We start from the raw sequence: 10,963 nt of genomic DNA, 5'->3' as shown, positions 1-10,963 counted from the left end.
GTTATTTCAATGCAAATCCGTAGCCGTTGCGAGTCGAGAGCATCCTGCGTTGCCTCCGGCACGACGGAGGCAACATGCCGTGCCGGGGCCCGGTTCTCGAGGAGGAGCTGGACCTCGTATGCCGATAGCTTTCGGTCGCCGTCCGACATGCGGATGAAGGATGCGTCCCACGGGGCAAGCCGCGCCAGGTGGCAGGACGGTCCCGTGGAATCGGCGGTACATAGGCATAGAGAACCTTCGAGCCACCCATGTCCACGATGTCGACCAACGGTGCGACCGTTGGGTCCATAGCGCGACACAACGTGACGAAGCTATCCCGAATTGACTCCGGATCCACCAGTCCCGAGACCGCGAACGACGCCTTCTCGTCCACGCCGAGAAGGACCGTCCCGCCCTCACCGTTCGCGAATGCGCTGATCGTCTCGTGCAACGACTGGGGCATGCCGCCCCTGGCCTTCTTGATCTCGAACCGATAGTTGTCGTTGCCGAGCCGAGCCAGGTCACCGAGTGTACGGGCCACTGTCTCGCGGTCCATGACTCCCCATCAGGATGCCTTCGACGCATCAGGATGCCATCATGGTACCGCTCAGGCTAATTACCATGACCGACTACCATGAGCCCGACGCTGGACCCGGGTGGGCGTCGGCATGGCGGTGGGGGCATCGGAGTCTGATGACGGCCGTCCCTGCGGGGCATCACGGCTCGGGTGCGGAGCCTATGACCCCATCCCGCTCGTTCTTTCCGATACCCGCTGGTCCAACACCATCCCGATCAGGATCGCGAGCGGATCGTTGGTGAGCAGCTCGTCCGCTTCGGCGATCTGGCTCAGATGCAGGCCCATGGGCTTAAGGTAGTCCGGTCCGCCCGGGGTATCGACGCGGCAGCCGAACAGCCACGGGTGACGTCGTGGGCACCAGGCTCCGGCATCCACGCCTCGGTCTGACGGCGCACCCGTGGTGCCGAAGGTCATCAACCATCCGGAGCAGATCCTGATCGCGCGGACCGCGCGGACCAACGGGCCGTCGGCGACAGGCGTCAGCCGGCGGAGCCGCCCCCGACCACGTAGTTCCAGACCTCGCCTACTAAACGCTGGAGAGGCGTTTCCCTCATCTTGTCCCGGCGTTCGCGCGCCTACGGCTTGAGCATCTCGACGAGCCGGGAGAACCCGTCGGCTCCGTGCCCGGTGTCGACCGCCCGTCGCGCGACGGCGAGCGCCGCGTCGAGGACGGTCGTGTCGAGGTGGCGGGTGCTGGCGGCGTGGCGGACGTGGCTCATGCCCGCCGCCGCGGACAGCAGGTTCGACGTCCCGCCTGGATGCCGGCCCGAGTCGATGTATCCCGCGAACTCGTCGATGATCGGAGGCAGCAGCTCGCCGATGCCGCGGGCAAACGGCGCGAGCGCCGCGGCCGAGACGCCTTCGGCCTTGGCCAGCGCGAAGCCGTGAACGATGCCGCTCATCGCGGTCCAGAAAATGTCGAGCAATGCCATATCGAATGCCGCCGCGCGACCGTGGTCGGAGCCGAGGTGGACGGCTGTGCCTCCCAGCGCGTCGAGCGTCGGTCGGCAGGTGTCGTAGAGCGGCTCCGGCCCGCTGTAGAGGACGACGGCCGCCGGTCCGCCGATGGTCGGCGCCGGTGTCATGATCGAACCTTCGAGGTAGTCGACGCCGTGGTCCGCCGCCCAGTCCGCCATCGCCCGCGCCGCGTCCGGCAAGTCAGAGGTCAGGTTCACCACCGCTCGGCCTTTCACCGCCTCCGCCGCCGGGGCCAGGATGTCCCTCGCCGCGGTGTCGTCGATGACGCAGACCACGGTCAGCGGACTCGCCGTCACCGCGTCGGTCACTGTCGTTGCGAATGTGGCGCCGCGACCGACGAGCGTCTCGGCTCTCGCCGGGGTCCGGTTCCATACCGTGGTCGGATGTCCGTTGTCGAGAAAGGCGCTCGCCAGTGCCTGGCCCATCGGGCCAAGGCCGAGAACCGTCACTGGTGCACCGTTGAAACTGGATGCGTGTTCACTGGTCACGGGGGGGTTACGGTAAAGCCTCACACCGACGTGAGAGTCAACTGTGGAGTGCCGGAGGTCACATGCGTATCGGTGAGCTAGCTCGGCGGACCGGCAGCAGCGAGCGCGCGTTGCGCTACTACGAGGAACAGAGTCTGCTGCGGCCGGCCAGGCGGCCCAGCGGCTACCGGGAGTACCACGAGAACGATGTTGAGGCCGTCCGCCGGATTCGCACGCTGCTCGCGGCCGGCCTACCGACGGCGGTCATAGCCGAGGTGCTGCCCTGCGTGGTCGACAGCGGCGAGGGTCTGGCTCCGGGCTGTCCCGAGATGCTGCCGTCGCTGTGGCGCGAACACGATCGGATCAGCGCCGCGATCGCCGAGCTGGCGACCGCCAGGGCGTTGCTCGAAGACGTCATCACCGCCACCCCGCCGACGGACGCGGACCCGGCCGGATGCCAGTCGGTGACCTCGGCCGGTGTCGAGGGCGGCACCGGGTCCGTCGCGGCCTAGATCGTCCCGACGCTGGCTGGAAGTGCGTTCGTTCTTTCCGGAACCCGCTGGTCCAGCACCATCCCGATCAGCAGCGCCAACGGATCGTTCGTCAGCAGTTCGTCCGCCGCCGGGATCTGGCTCAGGTGCAGTCCGACGACATCACCGTAGCCGACCGCGGCGCGGCGGCCACCGGAGCCAGGTGAGTAGCGAGAAGGCGGGCGTCTCAGCCGCGGCCTTTCCTGCTCCTGGATCCGTTGGCCCGTGCGCGGCGGCGGGCGACGTCCCGCCGAGACGGCATACGTCCGCCCACCGACGGCCTCGGGCGCGCCGGAGCATCCTCGGGCCGCGAGGCCGGCTCGGCCGCCTGCCGGGCGGGCTGGACGACCGCGTCCGGCCGATGCCTGGCAATGGTCGCCAGGCCGACCAGCGCCGCGGACCGCCCGGGCGAAACGTCACGCAGCATTCCCACCAGCGCCGCGCCTCCGCCCGGCCACCCCGCGGCCTCCTCGTCGAAGGCCGCGAGCATCGCGCGCTCCAGCGGGTCGTCCCCCGCGCCGAGCCGCCCGTCGGCCTCGGACGGCCCGTCGGGGCCGGACGGCATCTCGTCGGCCAACAGTGTCGACCAGAACGCGGTCAGCTGGAGGCTGACAAGCCGATCACTCAGCAGGACCGCGCGGGCACGAGGCGGTGGCTCCACCTCACCCTGGCCTCCCCTCGACCGCCACGCCGCCAGCGCATAGGCGCCGATCGTGGGGTCCGCGACGGCCTCCCGCAACGCCGCCAGCAGATGCTCCTCGGCGCCGGGGCCGGGCAGCGGCGACGGGAGCGCGTCGTCCGGCGCCGCCTGGTAAGGCATGCCGGGGGCGAGCCGCTGCCGCGCCCACCTGTTGGTGTCGACCCCCAGCAGCTCGAAGACGGTCTGGTGCTGCCCGGGGCTCGCCGCGCACGCCGCGAACAGGTCAAGCCAGCGACGCTCAAGATCCCCCGCACCGGCCCACAGCAGCAGGCCGGCCACCCGTGCCCAGGCCGGCCAGGTCCCGAGCCATCGGGCCATCACCGCCGGCTCGGCGGCGGCTACCTCGCTCAACGTCGGAACGTCCCAGCCGGCCTGACTCGCGAGACTGCCCATCACCCGCTCGCCGAGCCTAGACAGCATGATCGTGTCCCCGGCCCGGCAGACGAGGCCCAGCCCCGCCATCCGGTCGGCGACAAGCGCCGTCAGCCGCGCCTGCCGTGCGAGCTCGACGCGCTCGTCGGCGTCGAGCGGCTCGTCCAGGCCGATCAGGCGGTCCAGCTCGTCGTCCTCCGGCAGCGCGTACGCGCCCGGGTCAAGCGGGTCCCACGCCCACATGCTCATGGCCGGTGCCGCGCCCGGGTCCTCCGGGCCCGCGGGCGGTACCGGAAGGACCGGCTCCCGCGCACGCCGGATGACCCAGTCCAGGCCGATAGCCGCCAGACGTGCGACGGAGGCCGTCCCCTGCTGGCCGAACAGCTCGAACAGGACCGGGACGTCGCCGTCGACGACCCGCTCGTCGCCCTCGTCCGAGGCGAACTCGTCGGGTTCAAGGAACGGACCGTCGTCCTCGTCCGACGCGAGGAACGGGTCGTCGTCCTCGCCCAGCCCAGGCGTGTCCGGCTCACGCTCGCCCCGCTCGCCCCGCTCAGCGCCTTCGGCCGGCTGGCGGACGCCCTGGTCGCCGGCCTGCCTGTGACCGTCCCCGGTCAGGTCGGCGGCCATCGTGCGCACGGCCGCGTAGCTCGTCACCGCGAGGTTCAACAGGTCGTCGGCGTCGCCCTCCCGCCATATGGACCACGCCTCGCCCGCGGCCACCCGGCCGTCCTGGACGCGAAGCATCGAGACGGTCCAGGCGAACCGCGCGACGCGCTCCATCACCGACTCCGGCAGACCCAACTGGGCAGCCGTGTCCCCGAGGTGGCGGCCAAGCTCCGCCTCGCCGACTCCGCCCCGCCTGTCCACCCAGCGGGCGAGGCCCGCCGCGGCCGAGAGCAGGGGAGCCGAGCGGACGAGCGCCGCGGTATCCGCTGTATCCGCGGTGTCGCCACCGTTGCGCCTGGAACAGGCACGCGTGGCGCCAGCGGCGCCAGGTCGAGGACCGGCGGCAGGCACCCGCCGTAGTCTTCCCGACGGTCGCTCAGCTCCGCCACGATCGGGCCAACCAGGATGTCCTCCGACGGCGCAAGATCGCGGAACTCCTCCCGCAGGGCCTTGCTAAGCCCCGCCGCCGTGACACCATCGATCACGCGGTCCACCCAGGCCTCGATCCGCGCCAACGCGGACTCGTCTGTGCCGTCCTCCTGATAGAGGTACGGCAGGTAGAAGGCTCTGACGCCAAGCTCCACGCCGGACCGCACGGTTTCGGAGAGCTGGCCGACGACTGCCGCGCGCGTGCCGCGTGGACGCCGCCCTCGTCGGCTCGGTCTCGTCGGCTCGGTCTCGTCGGGAGCGGTCGTCACGGCGAGAAAGGCGGCCTTCCGGTCCGCCAGGGGACGCCCGCGGTAACGCGCGAGCCAGACGCGTACGGCGGACTCGTCGGTGACCTCAACGCCTTCGTCACGCATGAGCCGGGCGTAGAAACGCTCCCAGGTCGTCCGTTCCGGCGCGAAGAGCGCCTCTTCGTAGTCCGCGGTGGCCTCGTCGACAGCCGCGTGGAGCTTCGCCAGTTTCTTCGCGCTCAGCAGGCGAGCCGCGTGCTGCTCGTCCGCCAGAGCCTTCAGCACGCGAGCGCAGACTTCCAGGTCGTCCCGGGCCGGCACCGCGAGCGTCGCGAGGCTCCCGGTCAGGATCTCCCTGGCCAGCGCCGCGGTGATCTCCGGCAGCCCGGCCCGCACCCGCGAGTCCCTGTGCAGCAGGACGACCGCGACCGTCGTGACGGCCGGCCCGGCCGGCAGGGCCTGGCCCCGAGCCTCGGCCGAGCGAAGGAGACGGTCGACACCGACGCCGAGCACCTCGTCAAGCTCTGTCACCTCGTCATGTCCGGTCATGGCCCAGAGGTCTACCAGAGTTGGGTGAATCAGCCGCCGAGCGGTCGCAGCGGCCAGGCAACGAGAAGACACGGGGTGCCGGGTGCTCCGGTGGCCACCCCTCCGCCAGCGGCGCGGCCTGTCCGAGGGCCCCGCCTCGGCGAACGGTGCCGCGCCGTCCACATCCGCTCGTCCTTTCCGAAACCCGCTGGTCGATTTTCGCCCGCGGCGCCACCCACCCAGTGGGTCACGGACCGAGAAGTGCCAGCGGGACCACGGCGACGTCATCACGTCGGCGGTAGGCATGTTCACCCGCATAGATCACGAGGGCGTCGATCAGGTCTTCTCCGATGCGGTCTCGTAGCCAGTTCAGGTGCCTGACGTCGGAGTCCTCGACCCGGTCCGCCAGTTTTACCTCAACCGCCAGCACGCGGCCGTCCGAGTGCTCGACTATCAGGTCGACCTCGTGGTCGTTGTTCTGGGTGCGCAGGTGACCTACCCGGGCCTCGGCGGCCTCGGCGTAGGTATGCAGGCTGAGCGCGGCGAGATGCTCGAACAGAGCCCCCAGAATCGTGCCTGCCGACAGGACGGTGCTGCCCTGCTCGGCCCGCAGCAGCGCGGAGTCGTCAAGTCCGAGCAGCCGCGCGGCCAGCGCCGGGTCCGCCAGATGGTGCTTGGGGGACCGACCGAGCCGCTCAAGATGGTTTCGGGTAGGAATCCACGGCGGTACCGCGTCGAGCAACCACAGCGACGACAGGGCGTCACGATAGGCGAGAGTGGTCTCCTTGGCCGGCTTGTTACCCAGGCCGGGAGTCGCCGCATCCAGGATTTTCGAGTAGGCCGTCGTCGTCGACGTGGCTGCGGCATAGGCGGCGAGCCAGGCGCGCAGCACCGTCGGCCGCCGGATCGGGTAGCCCTGCTCGGGGAACTCCCGTTGAACGACGTTGTCCAGGTACGCATCCAGCTCGGCTCGACGCGCCCGCGGTGGCAGGCCGCGGAGGGCGGGAAAGCCTGATGCAGTGATCTCCTCGACGTAGTCCGTCAGCCGAAGCGAGGTGGCACCACCGATATCGCTGTTCCCGTGGAGAAGCGCGGCGAGGCTCACCGTCGGCCTGTCGACGTCTCGCTCGGCCATGCTCAGCGGACGCATCCGCAACGGCACGATCCGCCCCGCGCCCGAGTGGACCACTGCCCCCCGCGGTGCGGAACTGCCCGCGATGATGAAGTGACCGGCAGGCGAGCCGGCGTCGACCGCGCGCCGCACGTGGTCCCACACCTCGGGAAGGCGCTGCCACTCGTCGACCAGGACCGGCCCCGGCAGCCGGGTCAGGACGGTCGGATCGGCGGCCATGATCTCACGCTGGCCGGGAAGGCTGAGATCGATGATCGACTCTGCGCGCCGCATCGCAGTCGCGGTCTTGCCCACCGCCTTCGGCCCGTGGATCGACAGGGCGCGAAGATGCGACTGAAGTGCGTCCAGTGTGTCGTCGAGGACACGACGCCGATAGTCGACCACATCTCTACTCTACTATAAGCAGGTACTCTACTCTTCCGACAGCAGGCTCACAGATCTGCCGATCCGACCTCGCAGGCAGCCCGCGACGGAGGGCAGCAGGGGGCACAAACGCGGTGCCGCGGACCAAAGCCTGGCGCTACTTGTCAGATGGGTGCGGACCGTCCCGTCCCACTCCACCTTTCCGAGACTGGCTGGTCCAGCACCATCCCGTTCCTGGGTCACCGAAGTTCAACCGGGCAGGACTGCCGCTGCCCCGGCCGAAGTCCCGGTACGCCTGCCGGGCGAGAACCGCGTGCTCCTCGGTCACCACGACCACGTCTATACCTGCCACTCGCACCAGTTCATCGAACCGACGGCTCGCGACCGGGTCGCGCGCCGCGTCGACCACCACCGCGGCCGCTATCTGACGACCCAGGGCAACGATGCGGGCCACTCGCCGCTCACCTTCGTCGCGGTCGGCGCGCATCCGCTCCGGGCGTTCCCGGACAGCGACGAGCACGGCCGTCGTGACGGCGCTCAGCTGAGACTCCAGCGCTCGGGATGCAACCGGCGATGTCGAGAACCCGCGACTGGCTCCGTCCCTGCGGTGAACGCGACCAAAATGGGTCGCACCAGCACCGAGGAGAAACACGATGGCTAAGTACTTGCTGCTCAAGCACTACCGCGGCGCGCCGGCTTCGGTCAACGACGTGCCCATGGACCAGTGGACGCCGGAGGAGATCGCGGCGCACGTGCAGTATATGAACGACTTCGCGGCCCGGCTCGAGGGGACCGGCGAGTTCGTTGACAGTCAGGCGCTTGCCCCCGAGGGGACGTTCGTCCGGTACGACGGTGAGGGGCGCCCGCCGGTCACCGACGGCCCATTCGCCGAGACCAAGGACCTCATCGCCGGCTGGATGGTGATCGACGTCGACAGCTACGAGCGCGCCATCGAGCTGGCCGGGGACCTGTCGGCCGCCCCTGGGGCGGGCGGGAAGCCGATCCACGAGTGGCTCGAGGTGCGCCCGTTCCTGGCCTCGCCGCCCACCATCACGGAGTGACCTCTCAGCTAAACGAGGCCCTGCTCCGGAGCCTCACGCCGAGCGTGCTCGGGATCCTCGTCCGCCGCGGAGCCGACTTCGCGGCGGCCGAGGACGCCTTGCAGGACGCGCTGGTCGAAGCGGTCCGCGTCTGGCCGGCCGACCCGCCGCGGGACCCGAAGGGCTGGCTGGTCACCGTGGCCTGGCGCCGGTTCCTCGACGCGACCCGGGCGGACGCCGCCCGCTGCCGGCGTGAGGACCTCGTCGACGAGGAGCCGGCGCCCGGGCCCGCGCCCGCGGTGGACGACACGCTCCAGCTCTACTTCCTGTGCGCCCACCCGTCGCTGACGCCGCCGTCCGCGATCGCGCTCACGCTGCGCGCCGTCGGCGGGCTGACCACCCGCCAGATCGCCCAGACCTACCTGGTGCCCGAGGCGACCATGGCGCAGCGCATCAGCCGTGCCAAGCGCACCATCTCCGGCGTGCGGTTCGACCAGCCCGGCGACGTCGCCACCGTGCTGCGCGTCCTCTACTTGGTCTTCAACGAGGGCTACTCCGGCGACGTCGACCTCGCCGCCGAGTCCATCCGGCTCACCCGGTAGCTCGCGGCCGCGGTCGACCACCCCGAAGTGGCGGGGCTGCTCGCCCTCATGCTGCTCCACCACGCCCGGCGCGCCACCCGGACCGCGCCCGACGGCAGCCTGGTGCCGCTCGCCGAGCAGGACCGCGGCCGGTGGGACACTGAGTCGATCGCCGAGGGCGTCGAAATCCTGCAGGCGGCCCTCGCCCGCGACCGGCTGGGCGAGTTCCAGGCCCAGGCCGCCATCGCGGCACTCCACGCTGACGCGCCCACCGCCGAGGAGACTGACTGGGTGCAGATCGTCGAGTGGTACGACGAGCCCGCGAGCCTGACCGACAGCCCGGTCGTCCGGCTCAACCGCGCAGTGGCTGTCGGCGAGGCCGACGGCCCGCGCGCCGGGCTGGCGGCGCTCGCGGCGCTGGACGACTCGCTGCCCCGCCACGCCGCGGTGGCGGCGTACCTCCACGAGCGCGACGGCGACCTGGCGACGGCGGCACGGCTGTACGCCGAGGCGGCCCACAAGGCACCCAACCTCGCCGAGCGCGATTACCTGACGCGCCAGGCCTCCCGGCTCAACGCCCGCCGGTGCCGCTGACGGATCGCGCTCGGATTTAGGTCACGCATTGCATCCTGAGCGGCAGCAAGCGTCCCCACCGCCGCCTGCCGAGCATCCGCCCGAGCAGACCACCAGCGGACACCGGCGGACGCAGCTCTAAACGGGCGACGGGTTCAGCCGGGCGAAACCCTCCTGTCGTTGGTACGGAAAGTACGGGTAGGGAGCGGTGCGGGCACTGGCCTCGTCCAACCGTGCTATCTGTCCCGTGCTCAGCGACCAGCCGACCGCCCCGAGGTTTTGCCGGAGTTGTGTCTCGTCGCGCGCGCCGATAATGACGGAGGACACCGTGGGCCGCTGGAGCAGCCAGTTCAGCGCGATCTGCGGCACGGCCCGACCAGTCTCCGCGGCGATCTCGTCGAGTGCGTCGACCACGGCGAACAGATATTCGTCGTCCACAGGCGGGCCGTAGTCCGCGGTGGCGGGTAGCCGGCTGCGCGCGGGCAGGGGCTGGCCGCGACGAACTCGACCGGTCAGCCGACCGCGCCGCGAAGGCCGCGGATCCGGCCCGCGGTGGCCATCTCGGTGACGCGCGCCCGGGCTTCCACCTCGCCGATCTTCAGAGTGCCTGCCGCCGATTGCGGCACGCAGCTCGCGGCGCCGACGGGGGCCCGGGCGAAGGGCCGCCAGGACGACGGGGTCCCAGGTATGGGCGAACAGATCGGTCGCCGCCCGGAGGCGACAATCCGCGATCAGTTCCTCGCAGTGGCGTCCATGCTCGCTCATCCGCGCCATCATCGCAGGTTCGGCACGCACCGATTCCAGGCCCCAGGGTAGATCGTCAGCTCCAAAGCAGCGCTGTACATGTAGTAACTATAGAGCGTATGACAGCGGCGGCAGATGACGGACGGCTCCGGATGGGTATGCGCGAGCTCTCCCAGCGGACCGCCCGCGTGCTCGCGCTGGTCCGCGCGGGTGAGACGGTCGAGGTGACCGACCGGGGCAGGACCGTCGCGAGGATCGTCCCGGCGGCGGACGACCGCTATGAGCAGCTTGTCGCCGCCGGTCTGATCCGCCAGGCCACCCGTCCGTTCAACCTCGCGCACCTGCCGGAGCCGGCGGCAAACCCGACCGGCCGCTCCACCGACGCATGGCTCGCCGACCTGCGCGGCGAAGGCTGATGCCGAGTCGGATCTATCTCGACACATCCGCCCTGGCCAAGGTGTTCATCGCCGAGAAGGAGTCGGGTGACCTTCGTCAGTGGCTCGCCGAGCAGAAGAAGCCACTGCGTCTCGTCTCCTCGGCCCTGCTCGCCGTCGAACTGACCCGGCTGCTCAGCCTGGTGAACCCGGCCCTGCTCGGCCCGGCGGAGTCCTTCCTGTCGACCGATGTGGATCTTGTATAGATCGCTCCACCGCTGCTCGCCGACGCGGCCCGCGTTCCACCGCCCCGGCTGCGCACCCTCGACGCGATCCACCTGGCGACAGCACTCGAACTCAAGGACTCCCTGGACGTCGTCCTCAGCTACAACAAGCTCCTCGCCGAAGCCGCTGACGCATCCGGTCTGCCGGCCGTGTCACCCGGCGCCGGCCGCTAGATCGTTCGAGCGGCGGCCGGCAGCGCGTTCGTTCTTCCCGAAACCCGCTGGTCCAGCACCATCCCGATCAGCAGCGCCAACGGGGCGTTGGTCAGCAGCTCGCCAGCCTCGTCGATCTGGCTCAGGTGCAGGCTCATGCCATCACCCGTAGCGCCGACTGAGAGCGCACGACGCAGCGCGGCCCACGAGAATCATGCCACCGAACACCGGGCCAGCCCCGT

General features: G+C 70.5%; 13 protein-coding genes and 1 pseudogene. 5 read left to right on the top strand and 9 right to left on the bottom strand.

The window, feature by feature from the left end:
• Position 1: 1 nt before the first annotated feature.
• The 3 genes from AC08OT_RS06335 to AC08OT_RS06325 form a co-directional block, all read right to left on the bottom strand.
• Positions 2-535, bottom strand: a complete 534-nt coding sequence (locus AC08OT_RS06335) for an AlbA family DNA-binding domain-containing protein (RefSeq protein WP_476602624.1) — start codon at positions 533-535, stop codon at positions 2-4.
• Between the two features lie 180 nt (positions 536-715).
• Positions 716-841, bottom strand: coding sequence for a hypothetical protein (locus AC08OT_RS06330; RefSeq protein WP_462203325.1), 126 nt, complete (start codon positions 839-841; stop codon positions 716-718).
• Positions 842-1,131: 290 nt separating this feature from the next.
• Positions 1,132-1,983, bottom strand: coding sequence for an NAD(P)-dependent oxidoreductase (locus tag AC08OT_RS06325; protein ID WP_476591989.1), 852 nt, complete (start codon positions 1,981-1,983; stop codon positions 1,132-1,134).
• 101 nt (positions 1,984-2,084) lie between these two features.
• Here AC08OT_RS06325 and AC08OT_RS06320 point away from each other — a divergent pair, with 101 nt between their 5' ends.
• Positions 2,085-2,513: a MerR family transcriptional regulator gene (locus tag AC08OT_RS06320; protein ID WP_476591990.1), complete on the top strand. Its 429-nt coding sequence runs from the start codon at positions 2,085-2,087 to the stop codon at positions 2,511-2,513.
• Between the two features lie 205 nt (positions 2,514-2,718).
• On the opposite strand, the gene AC08OT_RS06315 is transcribed toward AC08OT_RS06320, so the two are convergent.
• The 4 genes from AC08OT_RS06315 to AC08OT_RS06300 form a co-directional block, all read right to left on the bottom strand.
• Positions 2,719-4,386: a hypothetical protein gene (locus tag AC08OT_RS06315; RefSeq protein WP_476591991.1), complete on the bottom strand. Its 1,668-nt coding sequence runs from the start codon at positions 4,384-4,386 to the stop codon at positions 2,719-2,721.
• Positions 4,386-5,480: a hypothetical protein gene (locus AC08OT_RS06310; RefSeq protein WP_476602623.1), complete on the bottom strand. Its 1,095-nt coding sequence runs from the start codon at positions 5,478-5,480 to the stop codon at positions 4,386-4,388. Before AC08OT_RS06310 ends, AC08OT_RS06315 begins: the two co-directional genes overlap by 1 nt.
• Before the next feature lie 244 nt (positions 5,481-5,724).
• A complete protein-coding gene (locus AC08OT_RS06305; protein ID WP_476591993.1) occupies positions 5,725-6,993 on the bottom strand; it encodes an ATP-binding protein in 1,269 nt (422 codons plus the stop codon).
• Between the two features lie 136 nt (positions 6,994-7,129).
• Entirely contained in the window at positions 7,130-7,492 is a 363-nt protein-coding gene (locus AC08OT_RS06300; protein ID WP_476591994.1) for a hypothetical protein, read from the bottom strand.
• Positions 7,493-7,625: 133 nt separating this feature from the next.
• Here AC08OT_RS06300 and AC08OT_RS06295 point away from each other — a divergent pair, with 133 nt between their 5' ends.
• The gene (locus AC08OT_RS06295; RefSeq protein ID WP_476591995.1) at positions 7,626-8,033 is read left to right on the top strand and encodes a YciI family protein; all 408 of its coding nucleotides are present in this window, start codon (positions 7,626-7,628) and stop codon (positions 8,031-8,033) included.
• Positions 8,030-9,187: pseudogene (locus AC08OT_RS06290) on the top strand (RNA polymerase sigma factor). Before AC08OT_RS06295 ends, AC08OT_RS06290 begins: the two are co-directional and overlap by 4 nt.
• Before the next feature lie 117 nt (positions 9,188-9,304).
• Here the strand turns inward: AC08OT_RS06290 and AC08OT_RS06285 are convergent.
• Positions 9,305-9,931 carry an aldo/keto reductase gene (locus AC08OT_RS06285; protein WP_476591996.1) on the bottom strand — a complete coding sequence of 209 codons (627 nt, stop codon included), beginning with the start codon at positions 9,929-9,931 and terminating at the stop codon, positions 9,305-9,307.
• A 131-nt stretch (positions 9,932-10,062) separates the two neighbouring features.
• Here AC08OT_RS06285 and AC08OT_RS06280 point away from each other — a divergent pair, with 131 nt between their 5' ends.
• Positions 10,063-10,326 carry a type II toxin-antitoxin system Phd/YefM family antitoxin gene (locus AC08OT_RS06280; RefSeq protein ID WP_476602622.1) on the top strand — a complete coding sequence of 88 codons (264 nt, stop codon included), beginning with the start codon at positions 10,063-10,065 and terminating at the stop codon, positions 10,324-10,326.
• Complete coding sequence (locus AC08OT_RS06275) at positions 10,326-10,550, top strand: PIN domain-containing protein (RefSeq protein ID WP_476591998.1); 225 nt, start codon at positions 10,326-10,328, stop codon at positions 10,548-10,550. Before AC08OT_RS06280 ends, AC08OT_RS06275 begins: the two co-directional genes overlap by 1 nt.
• 188 nt (positions 10,551-10,738) lie before the next feature.
• On the opposite strand, the gene AC08OT_RS06270 is transcribed toward AC08OT_RS06275, so the two are convergent.
• A complete protein-coding gene (locus AC08OT_RS06270; RefSeq protein ID WP_462204069.1) occupies positions 10,739-10,879 on the bottom strand; it encodes a hypothetical protein in 141 nt (46 codons plus the stop codon).
• Between the last annotated feature and the right edge of the window lie 84 nt (positions 10,880-10,963).

This window comes from Frankia sp. CgJB1, from assembly GCF_977947065.1.
This window is presented reverse-complemented; position numbering and strand designations above follow the sequence as displayed.